Origin of the sequence: Segatella maculosa DSM 19339 = JCM 15638, from assembly GCF_000382385.1 — a bacterium.
Taxonomy (GTDB): Bacteria; Bacteroidota; Bacteroidia; order Bacteroidales; family Bacteroidaceae; genus Prevotella; species Prevotella maculosa.
Genome location: NZ_KB908319.1, coordinates 350,577 through 377,307, shown reverse-complemented (window position 1 = coordinate 377,307; position 26,731 = coordinate 350,577). Strand labels below are relative to the sequence as shown.

Annotated in this window: 19 protein-coding genes; 8 read left to right on the top strand and 11 right to left on the bottom strand. The window is 51.1% G+C overall.

The features are described 5' to 3' along the window. Nucleotides 1-1,038, top strand: coding sequence for a M28 family peptidase (locus tag H164_RS0101510; protein WP_019966994.1), 1,038 nt, complete (start codon nt 1-3; stop codon nt 1,036-1,038). A 766-nt stretch (nt 1,039-1,804) separates the two neighbouring features. Here the strand turns inward: H164_RS0101510 and H164_RS0101505 are convergent. From H164_RS0101505 to H164_RS0101490, 4 genes are all read right to left on the bottom strand, one after another. Continuing rightward, the gene (locus H164_RS0101505) at nt 1,805-2,761 is read right to left on the bottom strand and encodes a peptidoglycan DD-metalloendopeptidase family protein (RefSeq protein ID WP_025829748.1); all 957 of its coding nucleotides are present in this window, start codon (nt 2,759-2,761) and stop codon (nt 1,805-1,807) included. Nucleotides 2,762-2,978: 217 nt separating this feature from the next. Beyond that, nucleotides 2,979-5,081: an ATP-dependent DNA helicase RecG gene (recG, locus tag H164_RS0101500; protein WP_019966992.1), complete on the bottom strand. Its 2,103-nt coding sequence runs from the start codon at nt 5,079-5,081 to the stop codon at nt 2,979-2,981. Continuing rightward, nucleotides 5,078-5,746 carry a 2-C-methyl-D-erythritol 4-phosphate cytidylyltransferase gene (locus H164_RS0101495; protein ID WP_019966991.1) on the bottom strand — a complete coding sequence of 223 codons (669 nt, stop codon included), beginning with the start codon at nt 5,744-5,746 and terminating at the stop codon, nt 5,078-5,080. Before H164_RS0101495 ends, recG begins: the two co-directional genes overlap by 4 nt. A 5-nt stretch (nt 5,747-5,751) precedes the next feature. Further along, on the bottom strand, nt 5,752-6,321 hold the full coding sequence (locus H164_RS0101490; protein ID WP_019966990.1) for a DJ-1 family glyoxalase III: 570 nt from the start codon (nt 6,319-6,321) through the stop codon (nt 5,752-5,754). Nucleotides 6,322-6,387: 66 nt separating this feature from the next. On the opposite strand from H164_RS0101490, the gene H164_RS0101485 reads away from it, so the two are divergent. The 6 genes from H164_RS0101485 to H164_RS0101460 all read left to right on the top strand — a co-directional run bounded on the left by H164_RS0101485 (nt 6,388) and on the right by H164_RS0101460 (nt 13,663). Further along, nucleotides 6,388-7,215 carry an NAD kinase gene (locus tag H164_RS0101485; protein ID WP_019966989.1) on the top strand — a complete coding sequence of 276 codons (828 nt, stop codon included), beginning with the start codon at nt 6,388-6,390 and terminating at the stop codon, nt 7,213-7,215. Further along, nucleotides 7,212-8,909, top strand: a complete 1,698-nt coding sequence (locus H164_RS0101480) for an ABC transporter ATP-binding protein (RefSeq protein WP_019966988.1) — start codon at nt 7,212-7,214, stop codon at nt 8,907-8,909. Before H164_RS0101485 ends, H164_RS0101480 begins: the two co-directional genes overlap by 4 nt. Nucleotides 8,910-8,944: 35 nt before the next feature. Next, a complete protein-coding gene (locus tag H164_RS0101475) occupies nt 8,945-9,664 on the top strand; it encodes an ABC transporter ATP-binding protein (protein WP_019966987.1) in 720 nt (239 codons plus the stop codon). 196 nt (nt 9,665-9,860) lie between these two features. After that, nucleotides 9,861-11,120 carry an ABC transporter permease gene (locus tag H164_RS0101470; protein ID WP_019966986.1) on the top strand — a complete coding sequence of 420 codons (1,260 nt, stop codon included), beginning with the start codon at nt 9,861-9,863 and terminating at the stop codon, nt 11,118-11,120. A gap of 29 nt (nt 11,121-11,149) precedes the next feature. After that, nucleotides 11,150-12,394 carry an ABC transporter permease gene (locus H164_RS0101465; RefSeq protein WP_019966985.1) on the top strand — a complete coding sequence of 415 codons (1,245 nt, stop codon included), beginning with the start codon at nt 11,150-11,152 and terminating at the stop codon, nt 12,392-12,394. Between the two features lie 174 nt (nt 12,395-12,568). Continuing rightward, nucleotides 12,569-13,663 carry an efflux RND transporter periplasmic adaptor subunit gene (locus tag H164_RS0101460; RefSeq protein WP_019966984.1) on the top strand — a complete coding sequence of 365 codons (1,095 nt, stop codon included), beginning with the start codon at nt 12,569-12,571 and terminating at the stop codon, nt 13,661-13,663. Nucleotides 13,664-14,550: 887 nt separating this feature from the next. Here the strand turns inward: H164_RS0101460 and pflA are convergent. The 5 genes from pflA to H164_RS0101430 form a co-directional block, all read right to left on the bottom strand. After that, nucleotides 14,551-15,342: a pyruvate formate-lyase-activating protein gene (gene pflA, locus H164_RS0101450; RefSeq protein ID WP_019966982.1), complete on the bottom strand. Its 792-nt coding sequence runs from the start codon at nt 15,340-15,342 to the stop codon at nt 14,551-14,553. Between the two features lie 119 nt (nt 15,343-15,461). After that, nucleotides 15,462-17,708 (bottom strand): formate C-acetyltransferase, encoded by a 2,247-nt coding sequence (gene pflB, locus H164_RS0101445; protein WP_025829744.1) that lies wholly within the window; start codon nt 17,706-17,708, stop codon nt 15,462-15,464. A 94-nt stretch (nt 17,709-17,802) separates the two neighbouring features. Next, entirely contained in the window at nt 17,803-18,126 is a 324-nt protein-coding gene (locus H164_RS0101440; RefSeq protein WP_025829743.1) for a cupin domain-containing protein, read from the bottom strand. A 143-nt stretch (nt 18,127-18,269) separates the two neighbouring features. Further along, the gene (locus tag H164_RS0101435) at nt 18,270-19,835 is read right to left on the bottom strand and encodes an RluA family pseudouridine synthase (protein WP_019966979.1); all 1,566 of its coding nucleotides are present in this window, start codon (nt 19,833-19,835) and stop codon (nt 18,270-18,272) included. Further along, on the bottom strand, nt 19,832-20,503 hold the full coding sequence (locus H164_RS0101430) for a Crp/Fnr family transcriptional regulator (protein WP_008565488.1): 672 nt from the start codon (nt 20,501-20,503) through the stop codon (nt 19,832-19,834). Before H164_RS0101430 ends, H164_RS0101435 begins: the two co-directional genes overlap by 4 nt. Nucleotides 20,504-20,616: 113 nt before the next feature. Here H164_RS0101430 and H164_RS0101425 point away from each other — a divergent pair, with 113 nt between their 5' ends. Next, nucleotides 20,617-21,615 (top strand): metallophosphoesterase family protein, encoded by a 999-nt coding sequence (locus H164_RS0101425; protein ID WP_019966978.1) that lies wholly within the window; start codon nt 20,617-20,619, stop codon nt 21,613-21,615. A gap of 675 nt (nt 21,616-22,290) precedes the next feature. On the opposite strand, the gene H164_RS0101415 is transcribed toward H164_RS0101425, so the two are convergent. Together H164_RS0101415 and H164_RS0101410 are read right to left on the bottom strand one after the other, a co-directional pair. Beyond that, a complete protein-coding gene (locus tag H164_RS0101415; protein WP_019966977.1) occupies nt 22,291-23,958 on the bottom strand; it encodes a DUF6850 family outer membrane beta-barrel protein in 1,668 nt (555 codons plus the stop codon). After that, on the bottom strand, nt 23,955-26,720 hold the full coding sequence (locus H164_RS0101410) for a carboxypeptidase-like regulatory domain-containing protein (protein WP_026356195.1): 2,766 nt from the start codon (nt 26,718-26,720) through the stop codon (nt 23,955-23,957). Before H164_RS0101410 ends, H164_RS0101415 begins: the two co-directional genes overlap by 4 nt. Nucleotides 26,721-26,731 lie beyond the last annotated feature (11 nt).

The window sequence follows — 26,731 nt, the reverse complement described above, 5'->3', positions numbered from 1 at the left end:
ATGAAGAAAACAATGAAGATAACGGTTGGAGTTGCTGTCGCAATGTTGGCAGTTGTCGGGCTCCACTACTACAAAGACGCCCACAAGAAAGTGGAGCTTGTTGAAGAAATCGACGAGGTTGAGAAGGCCGACCCCGTGGGCCCGGCGTTCAATGCCGACAGTGCTTACGCCTTCACCAAGGCACAATGCGACTTCGGACCACGCAACATGAACAGCCGGGGCCATGACCTTTGCGGCGAATGGATTGTGAATAAGTTCCGAGAATACGGCTGTAAGGTCACCACACAGCGTGTAAATCTGACGGGATATGACGGCACTACGCTCCGAAGTTGCAACATCATGGCAAGCATCAACCCTGAAGCTACGACGCGAATCCTGCTTTGTGCGCATTGGGACAGCCGTCCTTGGGCCGACAACGACCCCGATCAAAGCAATTGGAAGAAGCCTATTATTGCCGCAAATGATGCGGCAAGCGGCATAGCCGTGATGCTTGAACTGGCCCGAATCATCAATAACGGGAAGGCAGAAAAGGCACTTCGCCCGCAATTGGGAGTCGATTTCGTGTGCTTCGACGCCGAAGATTGGGGCACACCTCAATGGGCCGACGTGCCGGATGATGCAGATTCGTGGGCACTTGGCGCACAATACTGGAGCAAGAACCTGCCACAGGGCTACGAAGCCCGCTATGGTATCTTGTTAGACATGGTGGGTGGCGTCGGAGCGCAGTTCTTTCAAGAGGGAATATCGCTGCAATATGCTCCCGAAATCGTGAAGAAGGTCTGGCGTTCGGCCCGGGAAGTGGGCTTCGGTTCGTATTTTCCCAAACGAATGGGAGGCATGGTAACCGACGATCACGTTCCCGTTAACCGCTATGCCAAGATTCCTACGATTGATATCATTCCTTTTTATCCCGATTGTAAGCAAAGCGGCTTCGGACCAACGTGGCATACGTTGGCCGATAACATGGAAAACATCGACCGAAATACGCTCCGAGCCGTGGGACAGACGCTTGTTCAAGTGATATACAAGGAGCAATAAAAGTCCTCGGCGGGCAATTTTGGAAATGCTTTCGGCCCCTATCGCATGGCAAAATGATTGATGTCAAACAGCTGTTTGAACGGAAATAGGAGGGAACAGCCTGTGCGTCCGCTCGTGTTTCAGCTGAAAGTAGACGAGTAAACGAGTGAATAAGTTGCATGTTTTGCAGTATGTAGGGACGCACGAGCCGTGCGTCCGCCCACGTTTCAGTTGATAGTAGATCTATCTCCAGTGAAGTAGATGCACGAACTGCGTATTCCTACTTTTCAATCTCAGCCATATTGGCACGCAATATGGGTGAGATTACCGTGCAAAATGGGCCATATTGCACGGTAAAATGGCTGAGATTGCAACGCAAGGCGTAAGTGATTGATTGTCAATATGAATAATATAACGAATCACTTTGATTGCATGTAGGGACGCACGGTCCGTGCGTCCGCTCCATCAACCATGCTATTTGCTTTCAATTCCCACTGAGCGGACGCACGAACCGTGCGTCCCTACATGCTTCAAAGCATGCAACTCGTCTACATGTCAACTTATTTATTCGTCGGCAGCGCTGGAGCGGACGCACGAGCCGTGTGTCCCTACATGCCTATCGTGGGCGTATTGATGTGTAAAATGGTTGAAATTGCGAGCCGGTTTTATCGGGTGGGGCATTTCAATCGCGTTGAACGGAGGCGGGAGTGCATGAAAAAAGCAGGGGCGCATGGGCGTCTCTGCTTTTTTGTTGCTATCTTTTTGTGGCACGTGGCCACTCGTTTTGCTATGAATATCTTAAGATCATGCCCGGCCGAACATGCGAGTTTGTGTTCAAATGATTAAGCGAACAAATCTTTTCTACTGTCACACCGCGTTGCCGAGCGATGGAAGAAAGAGTCTCGCCTGCCTTGACTTTGTGGTAAAGCAATTCGCCTTTGTCGGCCGAATGCTTGTTGGCATAGCTGCCAAGTTCGCCGTCTTGCACGAGATCGCGGGTGTAACCACCGTTCCCAACCTTTCCTCTTAGGCGCGTAGCTTCAGCAGATTGCTCGTCATATGTGCTTGAATTGTAGACGAAGAAGTCGCCCGTTACGTCCTGATTTCTAAAGTCGAACATCAGAGCGGGGTTGAGTGCGACACCGCAAAGCCGTGTTTCGAAGTGGAGATGTGAGCCGGTACTGCGACCCGTATTGCCGCCCAAGCCAATGATTTCTCCAGCCCGTACCACCTCATTTTCAGTGACTAACTGTTCCGAAAGATGTCCATATATCGTCTCAAGTCCATTGGGATGGCGGATAACAATATACTTTCCGTAACCTCCGGGCTCGTATCTTACGATGCGAACCTTGCCACTAAAGGCTGCACGAATGGTGTCCCCGATGTACACTTTGATGTCGAGTCCTTTGTGTTGTCGGCCCCATCGGCTGCCAAAATTGCTGGTAACGACACGGCTATTGGTAGGCATACAGAAGTGACGGAGGTCAATTTTGAACGTATCGGGCATCTCAATACGACGGTGTGCATAGCGGTTATCCCAGTCATGGTAGAGACTTGCAGCGGGAGATTGCTCTTGTTCGCGTTCCACAATGCTTTTCAAAACGAGCGTATCTACAGCTTTCATCTTGCGATCGATAGGTGCCTGACGGGCCAAAAGGTCTTGTGCCTGAACGGAAATAGGCAGGATTGACACTGCAAAAAGAGCTGTTATAAAGAACTTTCCAATACTTTTTCCTAAATTCATCATATGGTTTTTAAGTCAAGTAATAGACAGATTAAGGGGCGATAATCCACATATCACAAGCAATAAACGGGCAAACAAGCCTCGTTTTTCCAATCAAAAGTGGGACAAAGTTACAAAAAAAACGATAAGAAGTGGTCTATTTTACGTGTTTTATGACATTTTTAACAGTCTCAAAATAGGTCTTCATGCGTCGTAATCTCCTTATTTATGAGGATTGTCAAGAGATAGATGCCCAGTTGATGTTAGTCTTTCTTAACTCTTTCAAGCGGTTCCAAAGCAGTTGATATTCAGCCTTTTGGCATGTAGGGTCGTTATCGACAATCTTTTGGGCCTCGTCTCTTGCAAGCTGAACCAGTTGACCGTCGCGTGCAATATCGGCAATCTTGAGGTCGAAGGCGATGCCACTTTGCTGGGTTCCTTCAAGGTCTCCCGGGCCACGGAGCTTGAGATCGGCCTCTGCAATGCGGAACCCATCGTTGGTATCACACATGATATCGATGCGTTTTCGGGTTTCTTCGCTGAGCTTGTAGCCTGTGACAAGGATGCAATAGGACTGTTTTGCGCCCCTTCCCACGCGGCCCCGGAGCTGGTGAAGCTGTGAAAGTCCGAAGCGTTGTGCGTCGAGTATCACCATGACCGAGGCGTTCGGCACGTTCACCCCCACCTCAATAACGGTCGTAGCCACAAGGATTTGCGTCTCACCGCTGACGAAACGGCGCATTTCTTCTTCCTTTTCGGCCGGCTTCATCTTGCCATGTACCTTGCTGATGCGGAACTCCGGGAAGATTTCCAACAGGGATTCGTATCCTTTTTCAAGGTCTTTTAAATCTTTTTTTTCATTTTCTTTGATGAGTGGAAACACGATGTAGACCTGCCGTCCCTGCCGGATTTGCTGCCGAATACCATTATAAAGGCTCGTTGTCTGGGTGTCATACTTATGCAAAGTCTGTATGGGTTTGCGACCGGGTGGCAGCTCATCGATGACACTTACATCGAGATCGCCATAGATAGTCATGGCAAGTGTGCGAGGAATAGGGGTCGCTGTCATCACTAATATGTGTGGAGGATTGTCGCTTTTTGCCCAAAGTCGGGCGCGTTGGGCAACGCCGAAGCGATGTTGTTCATCTACAACTGCAAGACCAAGTCGGGCAAATTGCACGGTATCCTCAATGACGGCGTGCGTTCCGACGAGTATTTTCACGTCGCCATTGGCCAGCGATTTGAGCACTTCCTTGCGTCTTTTGCCTTTCACGATGCCCGTGAGTAGCTCCACACGGACGTCCATTCCCTTCAGAAACTCCTTGATTGTGGCGAAGTGTTGCTCGGCCAATATCTCGGTAGGTGCCATGATACAGGCCTGAAAACCATTGTCAATGGCAATTAACATGGTCATCAATGCCACTAAGGTTTTGCCGGATCCCACGTCGCCTTGCAGCAAACGGTTCATCTGTTTGCCGCTCGCCATGTCGGCACGCAGCTCATGCATGACGCGTTTTTGGGCGCCGGTGAGTTCAAAAGTGAGGTTGTTATGGTAGAAATCATTGAAATATCGGCCCACATGTTGGAAGACATAGCCGCGGTATTTGCGCCGATGATCGCTGGCATAACGCAGGATATTGAGCTGAACATAGAAGAGTTCCTCGAACTTCAGACGTACTTGTGCTCGCTGAAGTTCGTCGAGTGACTTGGGATAATGAATGCCTCGGAAGGCTGCTTCGCGCGAGATAAGGTGCAAAGGGCGCGTGATAAAGGGCGGAAGTGTCTCGGAAAACGAACCTTCGGGCAGTCGGTTGATGAGCGTCTTCGTGAGCTTTTCAATCGCACGGCTCGTCATTCCGTTGTTCTTCATCCGCTCCGTTGTGGAGTAATAAGGCTGCATGCCCATCTCATTGAGCTGCAGATCGGTTGCCTTTTCTATCTCCGGATGGGCGAATTGATAGCGTCCTCCGAAGACAACGGGCTTGCCGAAGACGATGTATTCGGTGTTTATGGTGTAGGTTTTGTAGACATATTGCGCCCCACGGAACCACACTAAGTCGACCACTCCCCGCCCATCTGTGAAGTGAGCAACGACTCTTTTCTTCCTTGTTCCAGCCGAAAACTCTTCGAAACTGAGTATCTTTCCTTTGATTTGTACGAAAGGCATCGTGCCATTCAGCTCGTCGATAGCATACAATTTGCTGCGGTCTACATATTTATAAGGGTAGCATTCGAGCAGATCGCGCCATGTATTGACATGGAGTTCCTTGCTTAATATCTCCTTACGCTTGGGCCCTACGCCCGGAAGATACATGATATCCTGATCGAGAATAGCGGTCATTCGAGGAGCGTTTCGGCGATTTTGAGGTCAAAAGGCGTGGTGAGTTTGATGTTTTCGCGGTTGCCTTCGACCATTGATATCTGGCAACCAAGGGCCTCGACCACGGAAGCATCGTCGGTGAAATGGGCTTGATAGGGTTGCGAAAAAGCCTGTTTCAGGAGCGAAATATCAAAGACTTGCGGTGTTTGTACAATGCGGTAATCGCTGCGCATGACGTTTTTTCCACCGCCTTGGCGGTCGATATAGCGGAGCGTTTCGGCCACAGGAACGACCGGAATGGCTGCATATTCGTCGCGAGCTGCCTCAAAACAATCGGCAATCACCTTGACAGAAGCAAACGGACGCACGCCATCATGAATGCCGACCACGCCCTCTTCGTCATCAGGAATGGCCGAAAGTCCGTTCTTAGATGACTCAAAACGCGTCTCTCCGCCATTCACAATCGTGTGCCGAATGGTGAAACCATAGTCCTTACAAAGGCTTTTCCAATAGGCTTGTTGGCTTTCGGGAAGCACCAAGATGATGCCCAAAGCGGGGTTATATTCGTAAAACCGCTCGATAGTACGCATGAGAACGGGCTTCCCACCAATAGGAATAAACTGTTTGGGAACGTCTCCTCCCATGCGCATTCCCCTGCCTCCGGCTACGATGATGATGTAATCCATGCGCCTTATCGAGCCATCAAGTGAGCGAATTGCATTTTAGTTTCGAGCTCTTTCACGGCAGTTTCGCCGATGAAATAGCTCAAAATCCGATACGCATAAGGCAGGGTTGCGGCCGGACCTTCGCCGGTTATGACGTTCATATCCTCTTGATAGAGGGCTCCGGTGTAGGTGGTTGAGGCGTTAAAATACTGTTCAAAGCCCGGACTACAGGTCGCTTTCTTACCGTCAAGAATGCCACATTCGGCCAAAACCATAGGCGCTGCACAGATTGCTCCGATGCGTTTTCCGGCCCGATGTTGCTGTTTCAAGACGGCTTTCACGCCCTCATGGGCTTTCAAGTTCGTTGAGCCGGGCATGCCACCCGGCAGCAACAGCATGTCGGCATCGCTGAAATCGCCCGCTTCTTCAAACAGCAAATCGGCCTTGACCGTCACACCATGCGACGTTTCAACAAAGGCGTTGCCCGTGATACTGACCGTTTTGATGTCCACACCGCCTCTTCTTAGAATGTCAACCGGGGCCAAACCTTCGATTTCCTCAAAGCCGTTTGCTAAAAATTCATATACTTTTGCCATACTTTCTGATTTTTTCGTTATATTTGCAAATATAATAATAAAATCCGAAACGACAAAAATTAAAACATGTCATCGCGTAAACAGGTATTCGCTATCTTTGACAATGCAGACAAACGGCAGGAGACTTTGCCCTTCGAAGAGCGCATATTGACCTACCTCGACAGCCATAATGCAACAGCTTTAGTGGAGCCCGAAGACTTCAATGACGCTGATTTTGTGATCTCAATGGGCGGAGATGGAACCTTTCTTCGGGCTGCCGGAAGGGTCGGAAACCGCCAAATTCCCATCTTAGGTATCAACATGGGGCGACTCGGTTTCCTTGCCGATGTGTTGCCAAGTGAGATAGAATCGACCCTCGACCGCGTGCTTTCGGGTGATTATATCATAGAAGACCATACCGTCATCAAGCTCGAAAGCGACGGAGAAGCGGTCTCGTGCAATCCCTTTGCGCTGAATGATATTGCCGTGTTGAAGCGTGACAGCGCTTCAATGATCAGCATCAAGGCACGCGTCAACGGCGACTTTCTCGTGAACTATCGGGCCGACGGGCTCATCATTGCCACGCCGACGGGCAGCACGGCCTACAGTTTGTCGAACGGCGGTCCCATCATCGTGCCCCAAAGTGGCAGCCTTTGCATCACGCCCGTGGCTCCCCACAGTCTCAATATCCGTCCGATTGTCATCAACGACACGGGAGTCATCGAGCTTGAAGTGGAGTCGCGGTCGCACAATTTCCTTGTGGCTGTGGACGGACGCAGCCTGAAAATGGCCGAAGGAACACGTCTTACGATTCGCAAAGCACCCTATACTGTGAAGATCATCAAACTTAAAAACCGGCGTTACTTCTCTACCTTGCACGAGAAACTGATGTGGGGAGCCGATAACAGACAATGAATTACAAGGCCTTATTAAGGATTCCGGAATTCAAATACGATGCCAAGACGTTGATGAAATGGCTTTGGCACACGTGGAGAGGCAATCAATTGCAAGCTATTCTCAATGCTGTCATCGGACTGTTATCGGTAGGTGTCAGTCTTGGACAGGTGTGGGCGGTGAAGCGTGCCATTGATGTGGCCTCGGGAACCGTCGAAGGTGACATCTACAGAGCCGTGGGATTGATGGCCGTTCTCATTCTTTCGGACTTCGTATTGAACATTGCCGGCATCTGGATTCGCAACATTTTGGGCATCAAAGCACAGAATCGAATGCAGCAACGCATGCTCGATCGCATTCTAAGGTCGGTGTGGCGGGGACGCGAATACCATCATTCTGCCGACGTACTCAACCGACTTGAGTTCGATGTAAACAACGTTGTGAACTTCTTAACCGAGACCATTCCCAACACACTTTCAGTGTTGGCCATGTTCATCGGAGCCTTTTTCTATCTCTTTTCCATGGATAAAGGGTTGGCATTGACAGTGATTGCCATCTTTCCGGCATTCATTGCGATGAGTAAAGTCTACATCGGAAAGATGCGAAGTCTGACACGTCAGGTGCGTGACAGCGACAGTAAGGTGCAGAGTGTCCTGCAAGAAACCATTCAATATCGCATGCTTATCAAGACATTGGAGAGCGATGAGGAGATGGTCGGCCGCTTGGAAAGCACGCAAAATGAGCTTCGTCAGCGTGTTGTCAGGCGCACGAAGTTCAGCGTTTTCAGCAATGTGATCGTCAATTTCGGCTTTGCCTTCGGCTATCTCGTGGCCTTTCTGTGGGCTGCTTTGCGCATGGCTGCCCACACGTTGAGCTTCGGTGGCATGACGGCTTTCCTGCAATTGGTCAACAAGATACAGGGGCCGGCACGCAACCTGACGAAGCTTGTGCCGGCATTCGTGAGTGTTTTCACTGCAGCCGAGCGTTTGATGGAACTCGAAGAAGACCCGCTTGAGGAGCAGGGTACACCTATTTATGTAAAAGGGCCATGTGGCATACGCCTCAATCACGTGGGTTATACCTATGCCGATGGCGAAGACCGGGTGATAGACGACCTTTCGTTCGACTTCAAACCGGGCAGCTGTACGGCCGTTCTTGGTGAGACGGGGGCCGGAAAGACCACACTCGTGCGCATGATACTGGCCTTGTTGCAACCCCAGCAGGGCGAGGTTGAAATCTATCATGGGTCGGCCAGTCAGACGTTAACGCCCCGCCATCGCTGCAATTTCGTTTATGTGCCGCAGGGAAATACGCTCATGAGCGGTACGATACGCGAGAACCTGCGCCTCGGAAGACTGGATGCCACCGACGAGGAGATGCTCGAAGCCCTGCACACCAGCTGTGCCGACTTCGTCAGCGAGCTGCCCGAGGGCCTCTCCACCTACTGCTCAGAGCAGGGAGGAGGCTTGAGTGAGGGGCAAGCCCAGCGCATTGCGATTGCCCGAAGTCTGCTTCGCGACCGCTCGGTGATGCTTTTTGACGAGGCAACGAGCGCACTCGACCCCGAAACCGAGCGGCAGTTGCTTCGCAATATCCTGTCGGGACACGACAAAACCATCATCTTTATCACCCATCGCCCGGCCGTAATTGACTATTGCGACCAGACTTTGAAATTGGAAAAATATGGCAAACAGCCCGCTTTCTCAGCCGAATAGTGCAACTTCATGCCTGTTGTTTGCGTCTAAAGCGTATGATTCATTTAAAAGACATCAATAAAACCTATCAGGGAGCACAGCCTTTGCACGTGCTGAAAGGCATCAGTCTTGACATAGCCGAGGGCGAATTCGTCTCCATTATGGGTGCTTCGGGTTCCGGAAAGTCCACACTTTTGAACATTCTCGGCATTCTTGACAACTACGACAGCGGTGAATACGTGCTTGGCGGCGCCCTTATCAAGGACCTTTCTGAGTCGCGTGCCGCGGCATACCGCAACAGAATGATCGGCTTTATCTTCCAAAGTTTCAACCTAATCGGCTTCAAAACCGCCGTTGAAAACGTGGAACTGCCCCTCTTCTATCAGGGAGTAGGCCGACGAAAGCGCCATCAGATGGCCATGGAATACCTCGAACGGCTCGGCCTTTTGCCTTGGGCCGAGCACTATCCCAACGAGATGTCGGGCGGACAGAAGCAGCGTGTGGCCATCGCCCGCGCCCTGATTACGCAGCCACGCCTCATACTTGCCGACGAACCTACGGGCGCTTTGGACAGCAAAACGTCGGTGGAAGTGATGCAACTCTTGAAGCAACTCAACGCCGAGGAGCATAAAACGATTGTTGTTGTGACCCATGAAAGCGGCGTGGCCAACGAGACCAACAAGATTGTCCACATCAAAGACGGCATCATCGGCCGCATTGAAGAGAACTTGGATCACCATGCTTCGCCCTTTGGTATCAACGGCGTGATGAAGTAGGTGTAAGAGATTGACACGCAAGATGTTAAGGACTGCGTTGCAATATGACCCATCTTGCCGCGCAAAATGACCCAAATTGCACGCTAATATCAGCCATATTGGACGCTAAAATGGGCCATATTGCAAACGAAGGAAAGGCTTCTTAAAAACCACCCTGACCGGGCAAGGAAAACAATGTAAAACAAAACGTGAAGGAATGAGAGACATTTTTGCTGAAATATGGGCTACGGCTAAGCGCAATAAGCTGCGGACCGGTCTCACGGGATTTGCCGTAGCGTGGGGCATTTTCATGTTGATTTTCCTGCTTGGTGCGGGAAACGGGCTCATCAATGCCACCGAACAGAACAATAATCAATTCATGGATAACTCCATGGTTGTATTCGGTGGAGAGACATCTAAGCCTTATAAAGGGTTCAAAGAAGGGCGTCCCATTCAATTAAACGACCGAGATTTTGGATTGACAAAGAACCGTTTTGCCACCCATATTGAAGAGGTTGGTGCCATTGTTTCGCAGGGACCACTCACCATTTCCTATGGAGAAAACTACACTTCGAGCCCAGTTTTAGGTGTATTTCCTAACTATCAAGCCATCAATAAGATTGAGATGTGCTATGGACGCTTCATTAATAACATCGATAATGAGCAGCAACGAAAGGTTATTGTGATATCAGATGAACAGGCAAAAGAGCTCACTTCGCGTCCTATTCAAAGTCTTATTGGGCGGTATGTAGATGTGGGGAGTAATGCTTTTCAGGTGGTGGGCATCTACAAAAAGAAGCAATCGGGGAGTTCTTCTTATGGGAATACGCCTTTCAACACATTGAGAATACTATATGGTGGAGGCGACAATATGGAGCAAATCAATTTTTCTTTTCATGGTTTAGATACCGAGGCAGATAATGAATCCTTTGAAAAGAGCCTTCGTTCCAGCATCAATAAGAACCATGATGCAGCACCCGATGATAACAGTGCAGTGTGGATTGAAAACCGATTCACGCAGGCCTTGCAGATGGAAACGGGCATGAGTATCATTCGAACTGCCCTTTGGATTATCGGTGTCTTCACGCTTTTAAGTGGCATTGTGGGCGTTTCTAACATCATGCTCATCACGGTTAAGGAGCGAACAAGAGAGTTCGGAATTCGCAAAGCCATAGGAGCAAGACCGTGGTCTATACTGAAACTCATCATCATCGAGAGTGTTATCATCACCACATTCTTTGGATATACGGGCATGGTATTGGGCATTATGGCGAATGAATACATGGATATGACAATCGGACATGAGCAGGTTGACGCGGGAGCCTTCAAGGCAACGATGTTCGTTAACCCCACGGTTGGCCTCGATGTCTGCGTGGAAGCTACGCTCGTTATGGTCATTGCGGGTACGCTGGCGGGCCTTATTCCGGCACGAAAAGCGGCAAAAATCAGGCCGATAGAGGCGTTGCGGGCGGAATAGAAAAGTCACAAATGTTTTTTAATTTATCTATGAGAATTGACATTGACACCTATAAAGAAATCTTAGACACGCTGACTCGCAACAAAAGTCGGTCGTTCTTGACAGGCTTCGGCGTGTTCTGGGGCGTGTTCATGTTGGTGGGATTGATTGGTGGAGGCAAGGGTTTGAAGGAACTATTGTCCAAGAATTTCGAGGGATTTGCCACCAATTCGGCCATCATTTTTGCCCAACCTACGACGAAAGCCTATGGCGGTTACCGCAAAGGACGGCAGTGGACGATGGAGTATAAAGACGTGGAAAGGCTCAAAGCACAGCTGCCCGGGCTGGATATTGTGTCGCCGATGCTGTTCGGGAGAGGTAACAATATCGTTTTTGGTGACAAGAAATCGTCGTGCAATGTGAGGGGTATTCTGCCCGAATATGCCAAGGTTGAGACCCCTAAACTGCGGTACGGGCGTTACTTGAACGCCATGGATATACAGCAACATCGCAAGGTTTGCGTCATAGGAAAGAAGCTTTATAAGTCGCTATTCCCAGGAGGTGGCGATCCATGCGGACAGCTTGTGCGCATCGATTCCATTTATTATAGCGTCGTAGGTGTGGATTATCAATCGGGCAATATGAGCATCGGAGGCGACGCAGAAGAGGGCGTTTCCATTCCACTTACGCTCATGCAGCAGGCCTATAACTATGGAAATACGGTGCATTTGATATGTGTCACGGGTCGACCCGGGGTCACCATGAGCAGCATTTCACAGCAAATGCGCAGTGTAATAGCCCGTGCTCACCAAGTAGATCCTACTGATGAAAAGGCGATAACCGTGTTCAATAGCGAGGTGATGTTCGGCATGTTGGACAGTCTTTTCGCAGGCGTTAACTTCCTGATTTGGCTCGTTGGTATCGGAACTTTGCTGGCGGGGGCCATTGGTGTGTCGAATATCATGATGGTAACCGTGCGGGAACGTACCACGGAAATAGGCATTCGGCGGGCCATCGGCGCGACACCTAAGAATATATTAAGCCAGATAATCAGTGAGAGTATCATTCTTACTGCGGTCTCAGGCATGAGTGGTATCCTCTTTGCCGTGGTCATTTTGCAACTCGCCGAGCTTGCAAATACAAGCGACGGTATCGTGAACTCGCATTTCCAAATCGGTTTTTGGACGGCTATAGGCGCCGTAGTTCTGCTGAGCTTCTTGGGCATTCTGGCCGGTCTTGCGCCGGCCGCGAGAGCGATGTCCGTCAAGCCCGTGGACGCAATGAGGGACGAATAAGCACCCACCCCCAGCCCCTCCCCAGGGGAGGGGAGCCCAAACTTGCAGCGAATTTCATGCAAATAGTGAGATAGAGAAATATTTATAATGAGATAATTAAATACAAACAACAACTAAAAACAAATCCCCGTGGCGATGCGCTCCCTTCTTTCGGGAAGGGCAGGGGTCAGGCTTATGAAGAAATATTTGAAGTTTATCATTGCAGGCATCATCGCTTTGGTGTTCATTTTCACCTTTGTATTCCTCTGGATGAAGTCCCGGCCGGAGGCAATTGCCTACGATGAGTTCACACCGAAGGTGATGGACCTGAAGAAGACAACGGTGGTGACGGGCAAGATTGAACCGCGCAATGAAGTGAGTGTGAAGCCGCAAATCAGCGGAATCATCACAGAAATCACGAAAGAAGCGGGGCAAACGGTGCAGGCTGGCGAGATTATCGCTAAGATAAAGGTAATTCCCGACATGCAGCAACTTAGTGCGGCGCAGGCGAGGGTGCGCTTGGCGGAGGTCAACGTGAAGCAGGCTGCGACGGACCACCAGCGCGAGCGGGTGCTCTTCGACAAGGGTTTGGTCAGCGCCGACGAGTATGATAAGGTGAGACAGGCGCTCCGACAGGCGCAAGAAGAGGTGCGGGCGGCCGGCGACAACCTCGAAGTGGTGCGCGACGGTGTGTCGAAGCGTAGCGCTAACAGTAGCTCGACGCTCATTCGCTCCACGGTGAGCGGAATCATACTCGATATACCCGTGAAGGTTGGGAACACAGTAATTCTTAGCAATACTTTCAACGACGGGACGACGATTGCCACGGTAGCCAACATGAACGACCTCATCTTCCGGGGGAACATCGATGAAACCGAGGTTGGAAGTCTCGTGACGGGAATGGCCATGAAGATTACGGTGGGGGCGCTTCAAAACGAGAAGCTGCGGGCAAATCTCGAGTATATATCGCCCAAGGCGGTTGAGAGTAATGGCGCGAATCAGTTTGAGCTCAAGGCCGCCGTCACGGGGTTGGGTCGCACACGGCTCCGCTCGGGCTACAGCGCGAATGCGGAGATTGTGCTCGCGCAGGCCAGCCACGTGCTCACGGTGCCTGAAAGTTCTATCGAGTTTACGGGCGGCAGTACTTATGTTTACGTTATCAAAGGGCGTGGAGAACAGCAAACTTACGAGCGGCGCAAAGTGACGACGGGTTTGAGCGACGGCATCAATATAGAGGTTAAGCAGGGCTTGACGACGAAGGACCGCGTTCGCGGGCCGGAAAGAAATTAAGAGCCCACCTCGGCCTTCCCGAAGGAGGGAGAAGAAAGGGGAGCCTCCCCCGGCCCCTCCGAAGGAGGGGAGCGGAAACGGGAACCTCCCCCGACCCTCCCAAAGGGAGGGAGAAGAAACGGGAACCTCCCCCAGCCCCTCCGAAGGAGGGGAGCAGAAACGCGCGTTTTTCGTCAGAAATTGCTGTATTCTGTTCAGAAACGCATGTTTTTCATCAAAAATTGCTGGATTTTGTTCAGAAACGCGTGTTTTTCATCAGAAATTTCTGTTTTCTGCTCAGAAACGCGTGTTTTTCATCAGAAATTGCTGTATTTTGTTCAGAAACGCATGTTTTTCATCAGAAATCGCTGTATTTTGTTCAGAAACGCATGTTTTTCATCAAAAATTTCTGTTTTCTGCTCAGAAACGCATGTTTTTCATCAAAAATTTCTGTTTTCTGTTCAGAAACGCATGTTTTTCATCAAAAATTTCTGTTTTCTGTTCAGAAACGCATGTTTTTCGTCAGAAATCGCTGTGTTTTGTTCAGAAACGCATGTTTTTCGTCAGAAATCGCTATATTTTGTTCAGAAACTGCAGTTTTTCGTCAGAAATCGCTGGATTTTGTTCAGAAACTGCAGTTTTTCGTCAGAAATAGCCGTATTTTATCAAAAAACTGCAGTTTTTCATCAAAAATCGCTGTTTTCTATCAAAAAACTGGAGTTTTTCATCAGATTTTTTCGTTTTCTGACAAAAAACTGCAGTTTTTCATCGAAAATTGTTGTTGGCCGTTCAGAAACTCGAGTTTTTCATCATAAATTGTTGTTGGCTGCTCAGAAACTCGAGTTTTTTGATGGAAATTGACGTTGTGCGTGTTTCGCGCGGAGTGGAAATGCGCGTAGCGTGTATTTCTACTTTTCTCTTAGCGGCACGGAGCGCATGATGCGGTTGGCGTTGTCGATGCGTGCTTGCGACGGGGGCATGACGCCGGCGAGCGGATATTTTATTCGGAGTTGTTCGTATTTATAGGTGCCGAGCGTGTGGTAGGGCAGGATTTCGATGCGCTCGATGTTGTGGAGGGTTTTCAGAAAGGCTGAAAGTTCGCGCAGATAGGTGTCGTTGTCGGTCAGCCCGGGGATAAGCACGTGGCGTATCCACACGGGCTTGTCGATTTCGGAAAGATAGTGGGCGCAGTCGAGAATGTTGCGGTTGGTCCACTTGGTTAGTCGGCGGTGCTCGTTGTCGCGAATGTGTTTGATGTCGAGCAGCACGGTGTCGGTTGCGCGCATCAGTCGTTCGAACTTTCTGAACCAACTGCCGTTGCGTGTGAAGGGCTGGGCCGATGTATCGAGGCACGTGTTGATGCCGCGGTCGTGGGCATGCTCGAAGAGTTCGATGAGGAAGTCGAGCTGCAATAATGCTTCGCCGCCGCTGACGGTGATGCCTCCGGTGCCGGCCCAATAGGCGCGAAAGCGTTCGGCTTTGTCGAGCAGCTCGTCGGCTGTGGTTTCGTTGGTGCTTTCGATGGGCCAGGTGTCGGGATTGTGGCAGAATTGGCAGCGCATGGGGCAGCCTTGCAGGAAGATGACGAAGCGGATGCCCGGTCCGTCTACGGAGCCGAATGTTTCGATGGAATGGACGCGGGCTGTGTTTTGCTGCGCGTCGTGCGTGGCGGCGGGGTGCTGTGTGTTGTTGTTGTTCATAAATTTCTGAATGTTTTGTCGGCGGTTTATGTTTCGCCCCCTGTCGCTCTCCCGAGGGGGAAGGACAGGGGGCGAGGGTGGGGTTCGGGCGGTGCTTTTGTGCAGCCGTCCGGGGTGTCTTATAATCTTCCGTGTGCCTGACGGGCAATCACGTCGAGTTGCTGTTCTCGGGTCAGGTCGATGAACTTAACGGCGTAGCCGCTGACGCGTATGGTGAAGCTCTGGTAGGCCTCTTTCTCTGGGTGCTCCATGGCGTCTTTCAATTTTTCGACGCCGAAGACGTTTACGTTCAGGTGGTGTGCGCCTTGGTCGAAATAGCCGTCCATGACGCCGACAAGCGTGCGCGAACGTTGCTCGTCGTCGTTTCCTAAGGCTCCGGGCGAGATGGTTTGCGTGTTAGAGATGCCGTCGAGCGCATACTCGTAGGGAAGCTTGGCCACGGAGTTGAGGGAGGCCAGCAGTCCGTTCTGCTCGGCGCCATACGATGGGTTGGCTCCGGGCGCGAGCGGTGTTTCGGCCCTGCGTCCGTCGGGCATGTTTCCGGTGTATTTTCCGTAGACAACGTTTGACGTGATGGTCAGGATACTGGTCGTGGGCTCCGAATTGCGGTAAGTGTGGTATTTTCGTATCTTGTTCATGAAGGCCTTAAGCAGCCAGACGGCAATCGCGTCGGCGCGCTCGTCGTCGTTGCCGTAGCGGGGGAAATCGCCTTCGGTTTTATAGTCCTTGGCGAATCCTGTCTCGTCTCGCACGATGTGTACCTTCGCATACTTGATGGCGCTGATGGAATCCACGACGTGACTGAAGCCTGCGATGCCCGTTGCGAACGTCCGGCGCACGTGGGTGTCGATAAGTGCCATTTCTGCTGCCTCGTAGAAGTACTTGTCGTGCATGTAATGGATGAGGTTGAGCGTCTTCACGTAGGTGCCGGCCAGCCACTCGAGCATGGCGTCGAAACGCGGCATGAATTCGTCGTAGGTGAGCACGTCGGCCGTAATCGGACGGTAAGCCGGACCGACCTGCTCGCGTGTGCGGCCGTCGACACCACCATTAATGGCATAAAGAAGGGCCTTTGCGAGGTTCGCCCGCGCGCCGAAGAACTGCATTTCCTTTCCTGTTTGCGTCGCACTCACGCAACAACATATCGAATAGTCGTCTCCCCAAATCGGTCGCATCACATCGTCATTTTCATACTGTATGGAGCTTGTCGTAACCGAAATCTTTGCGGCGTAATGGCGAAATGCCTCGGGAAGTCGGCTGCAATAGAGCACCGTGAGGTTGGGTTCGGGCGACGGTCCCATGTTTTCAAGCGTGTGAAGGAAGCGGAAGTCGTTCTTCGTCACCATCGAACGGCCGTCTTGCCCCATGCCAGCAACTTCGAGCGTAGCCCAAACCGGGTCGCCGGAGAACAGCTGGTTGTAGGACGGAATGCGTGCGAACTTCACCATTCTGAACTTCATCACGAGATGATCGATAAGCTCTTGCGCCTCCTCCTCGGTCAGTTTGCCTTCCTTGAAGTCGCGTTCGAAGTAGATGTCGAGGAAGGTTGAGATGCGCCCCACCGACATTGCCGCGCCATTCTGCGTCTTCACTGCGCCAAGATAGCCGAAATAGAGCCACTGAACGGCTTCGCGCGCGTCGTTGGCCGGCTGTGATATGTCGAAACCATAGATGGAAGCCATCTCCTTCAAGCCTTGGAGTGCGCGGATTTGCATGGACACTTCCTCGCGCAAACGAATGACTTCGTCAATCATTTCGCGGTCGCCAAGGTTCTCAAGGTCGCGCTTTTTCTCGGCAATCAGATAGTCGACGCCATACAAGGCCACGCGTCTGTAGTCGCCAACGATGCGTCCTCGGCCGTAAGTATCAGGCAAACCGGTCAGAATATGATTGTGGCGCACGCGCTTCATCTCGCTGGTATAGGCATCAAACACGCCGTCGTTGTGGGTCTTGACATAGCGTGTGAAGATGTCATGCAGCTGCTCCGACGGCTGATAACCATAGGTTGTGCAAGCCTGTTCGGCCATTTTAATACCGCCATAAGGCATGAAAGCGCGTTTCAATGGCTTGTCGGTTTGCAGGCCGACTACGCGTTCCAAGTCTTTCGTCTCATGGTCGATGTAGCCCGGTCCGTATGCCGTCAGTCCCGAAACCACCTCAGTCTCCATGTCGAGCACGCCGCCCTTGGCCCGCTCTTCCTTTTGAAGTGCGCGCAATTTCTGCCACAATATCTCCGTGGCACGCGTAGGTTGAGCCAAGAAATGCTCATCGCCGGTGTAGCCCGTATAGTTATTTTGAATGAAATCCCGCAGGTTCACTTCTGTCTGCCACTTGTTTCCTTTGAAACCTCTCCATTCTGTTCTCATCATTCAGTAAAATTTATGATTAAAAAATAGCTGTTGTTGCATTTAAAGGTAGCGGGAAAACGACCTGAAAGTCATTCCCCCGCTCCTTGTTCCGTTATCCTCGGATCATCGTAATCACCATTTTGAAACGCTCGTTGGCCTTTACAGAGTGACGGGCGCCGCTTGGAATGACGAAAGACTCACCTGCCTTGATGTCGAAAACCTTGTCTTCAACGGTCAATTCCATCACGCCATCGATCACTTGCAACAGTGCATCGTACGGCGCAGTGTGCTCCGAAAGCCCCTGACCTGCGTCAAAACTGAACACAGTAACGCTGCCCGCATTGCTGTGAATGAACTCTTTACTGACCACACCACCGTCAGTATAGTCGATTACTTCGGTTGCCTTGAATACTTTTCCTTTTTCAAACTTAGTCATACTTATTATTTTTAATTGGTTATGGAAGATATGATAGCGACCATCAGCATGGTCTTTCTCTTTCTTTTTCATCGATATTGCAGCAAGAATGATGCCGCATTGCCCATCGGTAACATATGTGGCCGAAGCCTGCCGCGGCCACTTTAGAACGCAGCCTCACGCTCGAAAGTCATTCGTTTGCCCGTCGTTGGGTGCGTGAACGACAGTGCTTCGGCGTGAAGATACAGGCGGTCGGCCTTGGTGCCATAGAGTTCGTCGCCCTTGATGGGGTCGTTCAGCCCGTCGGGGTGGGCACAATGCACGCGCAGTTGATGGGTCCTGCCTGTCAGCGGCCTGAGAATCATGCGGCCGTTTCCCTCATGTTGATAAACAGTCACGGCCGTTTTGCCATGCAAAGTATCGACAACTTGGCGCGGACGGTCGCAGGGGTCAGGGCGCAAGGCCAAGCTTATTCGTCCTTCGTTTGCTTCAATGGGTCGCTCAAGTTGTGCGATGTAGCGTTTTTCGACGCTGTGTTCCTTGAATTGGCGTTGCAGGTTGAGGTACGATTCCATGCGGAGTGCCACAACAAGTAACCCGCTTGTCGCCATATCGAGGCGGTGAACGATAACCGGTCCCGTGGCTTCGGGGTGACGTTTGCGGACAAGTGAAAGCACACTTTCACGTCCGTTCTTTCCCGGAACGCTCAACATTCCGGCCGGTTTGCACACAACGGCGATGTCATTGTCCTCGTAAATCCATTCCAATTCCTGCTTTGTTTCGGCCTCCAATGGGTGCTCTTCGATGGCAATATCGTTCAACATCCATTTCAATATAGGCTTGCATTTACCGTTACAGGCCGGATAGAAGTGAAGATGATGGCGTATTTCGTCGCGCGGACTCGCCCCCCACCAGAACATAGCCATGCGCAATGGCTGCCAACCTTGGCTGAAAGCGTATTGCAACAGCTTGGGTTCACAACACTCACCGCTGCCTGCCGGCGGTGTAAAAGGGGCGAAAATGCGAAGTAAATCCTTTCGAGTTCTGTGGCTGTCAAGCATGACAAAGTGACCGAACAACCAGCGTTGCAGGGCGTCACTCTGCTGCCGTCGCTGCGCTTTCAGGGTGATTATCTCGGCTTCCATCTTGTCAACTACTGTTTTTCTATCGGCAATTTGAAGGGCCAGACGCTGCTTCATGCGATGCAATTCGGCCTTCAGAAACTGCGAACGGCGTATCATTTCGGGCGTCAACTCCTTGGGGCGACCTTCCTTTTCGCGCTTGATTTCAATCTTGAATGCCGCAAGTTGCCTTTCAGCCTCATGCGTTGCGCCCTCCCATTCGCGGCGTGCAGTTGCTAAATCCTTGCTTTGTTCCAATGCTTCGATACGCTTGTTGAGTGCCGTTATGGCTGTCTCATGCCGTTTGAAATAGCCGTCGGGCTGCAGATAATCAAAGACGGCAGGCACGAATCCCGGCCAATTGCTGCGCCCGTTCAGCTGTCCGCTGTAGCCGGCCACAAAGCCGATATCGTGCTTCCGCCTGACAATGAGCACGCCGAACATCTTGCCTTGGTCAGCTTCGGCCTTGAATTCGAGCGGAGCCTCTGTAATCCAGCGTTTCACTTCGTCCACGGCTGCGCGGCAAAACACATCGGGCTCGTAGCAGAACGGATTGTTCATGTGGGCCGGAAGGGCTGTGACGGGCAGGCGAAGTGGGTGGAATATCATTTCAATTTGTTGCGGTCGAGGATTTCAATCGTCTTGCCATCGACCCTTATAATGCCCTCTTTCTCAAAGTCGCTGAGCACTCTAAGGAGCGAAAACTTCTGAATTCCGAACGAGTCGGCTATCTCTTGGCGACTTCTTTCAAGGTGAATGGTGTTGGAATTCTGCTCACCTGCGCGTTCTAAAAGCAGGTAGGCAACCTTCTCCCTGACCGTGAACAGGCTCAAAACCTTCATCTTTTGCGTCAGGAAAACATCAATGTTCGACAGCGTATGGATAAAGTTCATACGGATATCTTCGTCTTTATCGATCAGAGTCTTCAGCGTTTCGGGGGTCATGCGCAGGATATTTACCTTCGAATCTGTCTCCACACTGACGGGGAGCGTAGTGTCTTTGGCAAAGATAAAGGCTGGGGCAACGAGGTTACCCGGGCGCAACCGGCTCACTTCTACTTGCTTTCCGCTGAGCGAAACCATGCGGCAGATGAGGCTTCCGCTGATGATAATGTCGGCAAACCGGCAGGGCATACCCGCCAAAGCATAGACATCTCGCTTGTCATAGCCAACGATTTGATAGGCAACATTGCCCAAAGCCAATTCTATGCTGAGCTCGTTCATGCCGGCAAATAGGGGACACTTCTGCAGTGCCTGCATCACTTGGTCGTTTATCATCCTGTAGGTTGCTTTTTAATGTAGATGTGCAAAATTAGCAATAAAAAGGTGATAAAAGGTACATCGTAAGCAAAAAAGCAGTAACTTTACCGACAAATGAGTAGTATTTGCATATGAAAAAAAGTTTAATCAGTTTGATTTTGCTGTGCGTCGTACTGGGAATGCGGGCACAGGATTTGCGTTTCAAAGACGGGAAATTCAAGATTGTGCAGTTCACCGACCTGCATTATAAGTTGGGAAATCCCGCATCTAAGCAGGCAACCGATTGCATGTATGAAGTCGTAAAGGCTGAAAATCCCGACTTGATTGTGCTCACTGGCGACGTCATTTACGCCAAACCGGGCGACGCCTGCCTGCAACAAATCCTCAATGTTTTAACGGATTTGAAACGTCCTTTCTGCTATCTTCTGGGCAATCATGACCCGGAACAGGGCATAGCTGTGGGCAAATTGTATGACCAAGCAGCCCAAAATAGCTTCTGTGTGCAGCCAAAACGCGATGGCAATGTCCTTGACTATGCGGTGCCGATCAAGTCGGGTGACGGTGCAAAGACGGCCGCCGTGCTTTATTGTATGGACACGCATGCCTACTGTAAGATGGAAGATGTGGGGCTTTATCAATGGCTTTCGTTCGACCAAATCGGCCGTTATCGCGACTGGTCTGCCGCATTTACCAAGCAGAACGGGGGCAAACCGCTGCCTGCTTTGATGTTTATGCACTACCCATTGCCCGAATATGACCAGGCTGTAACCAGCAATCAAGTGCCCCTTTACGGCATAAGACTGGAGAAAAACTGCTCACCTTGTCTCAATAGCGGCATGTTTACGGCCCTCAAAGAGGGTGGGGATGTGATGGGAGTCTTCTGCGGTCACGACCATGACAACGACTATTCGACGATGTATTATCAGGTGCTTCTGGCCTATGGTCGCTTTTCTGGCGGCAATACCGAGTACAATCACCTGCGCAATGGCGCCCGCATTATCGTGCTTTATGAGGACCAACGCAAGCTGGATACGTATATCCGAGAGCGTGGCGGCCGCGTGCTTTGCCCGACAACCTACCCGGACAGCTACACGAAAGACGATTGGAAGAAGCGCGACGGCACGCGATAGGCCGGCTTTGGGCAAGTATAAAACCGCCTGTTGTGCGACAGGTTGTCGCGTGATTCACCCATGATTGCGTGACGAAACCGCAAGGAGAGTCTCTTGTCCGCAAGCGGTCTATCGGAAAAATCAATCATTTTAGCGGGTAATATGGTAGGAGAAGCGATGTAGGGACGCACGGTTCGTGCGTCCGTTCCAATGCGTTTGACGAGTAAATAAGTTGCCTTGTGAACGAGTTGCTTGCTTTGCGGCATGTAGGGACGCACGGTTCGTGCGTCCGCTCCAATGCGTTTGACGAGTAAACAAGTTGCCTTGTGAACGAGTTGCCTGCTTTGCGGCATGTAGGGACGCACGGTTCGTGCGTCCGCCCAGTGAGAATTGAAAGCAAATAGTATGGTTGATGGAGCGGACGCACGAGCCGTGCGTCCCTACATGCAATCAAACGAACCGAGGCATCGGCCACATTGATAATCAACGGCTTACACCTTGTGTTTCAATCTCACCCATTTTACCATGCAATCTCAGCCCTATTGCGCGGCAATATGGCTGACTTTACCGCACAATATAGCTGAGATTGAAAAGCGAAATGGGCGAAGCCACAAACCACCGCATGGAAAGCGCCATGCAAGTGGCCCATCATACGTCGCCATACCACGAAGAAGCGGGGCCTTGCGCAAGGTGCAATCAAAACGAAACGAATGCCGTCAGGGCCGCCCAACGCTCTTGATGCTTGTCGGGCATGGGCTTTAGCATCGGAGCCGTAGCGGGAAAGCCGATGGTTCCACTGTAGGAAACATCGCTTTTTCGGTCACCGTCGGCCAGATAAAGCTTGGCATTCAAACCTATATCCATTTTCTTCAGGCGGTGTAGCCACGTGATGTCCACCGCAATCTCATGGAGTTCGGCACACCGAAAAGCGTAAGGAGCAAAGGCATGTTGGAAGTCGAGGCGCTCAATCCCCCCGCGCTGAAGCGTCACATCATAGACATGGTCGGCCACATGCTGCCGGGCAAACAGCAGACTTAGCCCAATGTCGTCCCGAATGCCCTGTCGGTCGATGCCCAATTTGACGTGGGGCGTCAGCGTGCGCACCCTGATTTTGTGGTTGTTTGCCTTGTATTTCTCCTCAAAAAGCTCCGTCGTGGCTCCTCCCTGCAGGCTGATTTCAAACCGGGTAAGCCGTTTTGACACCTTCAATGCGCCCGAAAACCGGCCCGTATTGCAGCTATAGTGCTGCCGAGTGTCGATGGTTCGGAAGTCATAAATGTTATTTTCCCTGTCAATCAGGTATTCCTCGATGATGTTTTCATAGCCTTTGCGCAGCATGATGTCGCCCGTGGCAGCCAATTCCAATTGCCAGTCGCCCCGAAAGGCGTATGTCAGGCGCAAGAGTGGCGACAATCGGTGGCTACGCGACTCATATAGGTTATAGATATCGCTCTCTTCGGTCTTCATATGGGCGAAAGCGTAGCCCAGCGCCGCATGTATGTGCAACGGTCCGGCCTGTGTTGACAGGTATTGTAGCCGTGCATTGAACTCATCGACGTAGTACATACGTGACTTTCCGAATGAAACCGTACTCTGACGCGTGTCGTATAGCCCGAAACCATAGCAAACGAAGAACCTGTCTTGCTGGCCCGGACGCCAGTAACGCAGCCGCACGTGCTGCTTGTTGCGGCCATATCCGGCATCAAGCAACAGCAGATGGTGTCCCAAATGGCGGGCCACGCCGGCATTGAAGCGCAACCATGTGGTGTTGTTCAGCGCACGTGGGTCGGTCAGACGGTAAGCTTGCTCGCCGTAAAAGGAGGCTTTCATGCCCAAAGTCCATTGGTTGAGTGTGAACGCATAGTTTCCTTCGGCGAAATAAGTGTCGAATTTGAAGTCTCCACCGCAGGAATCGGTCGAGATATAAGGCAAATAAAACTCCGGAAGCCGCATGGCACTCCACCCGATGTGGCGATGTTTGCCTTGTGCATACTGGATACAACCCGACAAAGTGCCGCTTTTAGGCGTGTCATATTCGCCATAAGCCCCGGCACGATAGTCGGTTGAGCCGCTGCCTTCATAGGGCATGAAGTCTCCCTTGCTGTCGGCACCGGCCAATCCTGCGTAAACGATGGCCGAACGCTTGTGCGTGGCGGTGTCATTTACGTTGTTCCATCGCGTGAATGCGGGGTTTGCATAGGCAGTCTTGGCTCCGGCCAGCGCGAAGTCGGCGTTGTTGGCATGGAAACGCGTCTCGGTTGGCGACAAACTGCGGTTCGCACGGTCGAGAAGTGCTTGAGAATAGAGCTGATTGCAGGCCATCAAGACAGACGAGAGCAGGTATATTCGTAGGTTACGTGTCATAGATTGAAGTTAAAATACAGTTCAAGTCCGAAATAAGGGTCGTGCCATTCGCGCTTGGTTATCTTGCTTCCTGAGAGATATTTAGGACTGACGTCGAGCAAACCATTGACAAAGAACGACAACTTGGTGCCTTTCGCGAACTCTTTGGTGGCCTTGATGTTCCAAAGCAGGGATATCGGCATCTTGTTGCAGGCATATTTCACGGGAAGAATCGTGCGACGGAAGTAGCGGAACGTGCCGTCGTCGGCCTCGATAAGTGAACGTATCCGCTCATCTACAGGCCGTCGGTTCCCTTGCATGTCGATATACGCCGTTGGGATATAGTCGTGGTTGTCCTTATACTGCGAAGTATTGAGCCAAACGACCTGAAAGAAGTTCGTCAGGAACAGTTTGAACTTCGGAATATGCGTGTTAAGCCACACGTTGGAGTTGAAACGGCGGTATTGGTTTCGTGCTCCATTGTCGTAAATGCACACATATGGATACTCTTTTCCGCCGATTTTCACGTCAGGATAGTAGTAGAGCGGCAGAGAAGAGGCGTAATCAGTCTGATAATAGGCGCCGTTGATTTCTATTGTCGTGAGCAATGGTTTTAGTTTCGGCAATATCAGGCGGTATTCTATCCCTCGTTTGGTGACTTTTTGGGAGTTCTTGACCTGTTGCGACGTGGTGAAGATGCTGTATTTCTCTTGTATGTAGTCGCTCTTTTGGGGCGTTCGGCCCTCGATGTTCGCCCCGGGTTTCAACTGAGAGTAGAGGTCATAGGTCAAAGGATGGTAGGTCGTGAAGTACTCAAAGCCTGCATCCGACTGCTCATAAAAGGCAGTAAGCGATAGACTGAAGCCGCGATAGTCGATGTCCCAGCCTGCTTCCATCTTGCGATTCTTGTTGACATGCAGGTCGCGGTTAGCTACATCGTAGATGTTGGTGTATGTGATGAGGTGGCGATAGCGCGGGTCTATCGTGTAAGCATTGAGCATATAGAAGTCTTTATACAGCTTTTCGGGATAGAGATAGTCAAGCGTCGGCGTCTTACTTTCCTCACCATAGCCCACACGGAACGTATTTTTGAACGCTTTTCCCATGATATAAGAGAGGTTCAAGCGTGGGTCTTTCAGCAAATAGCCATGCAAATAATAGTCACGGGGCAGATTTAGCAACATAGAAGCACGGCCCCCGACGGAGAGTTGCAGGACATTGCTGTTGTTATCATCGTAAATGAAGTCTGCCTGTGCGTAGATTGCGCCGTTACCTAAGGCAGGTATGGCCCAATTAGGCCTTGGTCTCATGTACGAATTGTCGTAAGGAAAGGGCGGACGTGACTCATCTTCGATGACAGCTCCAGCTCCGTGGTTCTTCACATTGCTGTATTCTGCACCGTATTGCAGGTTGAGCATCGTGTTCTTCAGCAGCTGAATGCGTGAAACGGCATTGAGTTGGGCATAGAAGTTCAGCGGTTGATTGTCGATATAGAAGTCACTATAGTACTTACGGGGCAGATATATGCCCTCATGTTCGCCCGCTTCGTGAGCCAAAGGCATGTTCAATGGACCCGAACCTGATAGGACCATGCGATGACGAGTTATCCTATCGCGCGTGTAATCGGCTGACATGATCAACTCCAATTGGCTCAACCACGGCTTACCGAGCGTCAACAGGCCCTTCATCATCAGGGCCGTGCGACTGTAATCGGCCTTGTAAGACTCGTTATATTCATAGGTCAGCTCGTCTTTCTTCATCTTATTGGCAGTGAGGGTCTGGCTTAATCGACCGTCAAGGTCGAGGGTATAGCTGCCAAGCTTCACCTTATTATTATAATAAAGCTGTCCCGTCAGACGCGAGAACTTGTCCATTTCCTCGCGAATGTCATCAATTGAGTGCAGAAAGTCAATGCCTGCGTGGAGCGAACCAGCCTTTTCGCCGAGTCGCCAGCCTTTCCCTGCATACAAGAGCGTGTTCTTTAGATCGCTTTTCAGGCGTACACGCAGCGGAGTCACGCCATGTTTCGACGAAATACTTATCATTCCGCTCGACAGATTGCCGTAACGTGAAGACGAGATGCCACGCGTGAACTCCACACTTTGGATATGATCGGTGGAAATCATGCGCATATCGGCCCCTTGGTTGATGCCCGTTCGACTGCGAACTTCGCCATCATAGTGTTCGCTTCCCTCGGTAATGCCCACCAATTGAGAGCGAATACCGTCGTTTGTCACTGGCGCTCCGTCGGTAACGATACCCACACCGAGCGACGTGTTGGCGTCAGTTCCTACCTGACGGCTACTGATTTGCGCGAATTGTGTCAGGTTGTTTTCTTTATAAACACTGCCCGGAAGTAGCAACATCACGTCGGCCAGCGAGGTAGGTTGGATATATTCCAATGCAGCCTCGTCGACAACGACTTTTCCCTTGCGGCTTTTCCTTGCCATTATCTCAAACTCCGGTAGGGTGAAACTGTTGCTTTGCAACCGAAGCGACAGGCTGACGTCTTTCATGGCCATGAACTGATGCTGCAATTTGACGTAGCCCAGACACTCCACCTCGATGGTATGTTTGCCAATCGGTACATTACGGAGTTCAAAGTAGCCGTTGACGTCAGACAAGGTGCGCAGTTCTTGGTTCCGGATACTGACGATGGCGAAGCTTGCTGCCTCGCCATCGTGGTCAGTTACAATCTTTCCCTTCACCGTGCACGTCTGTCCTACGGCCGAAATCACCATGCAAAGCAGGGAAAGTGTAAAAAGTAGTGTTCTATTTTTCAAAGTGTTTTGTC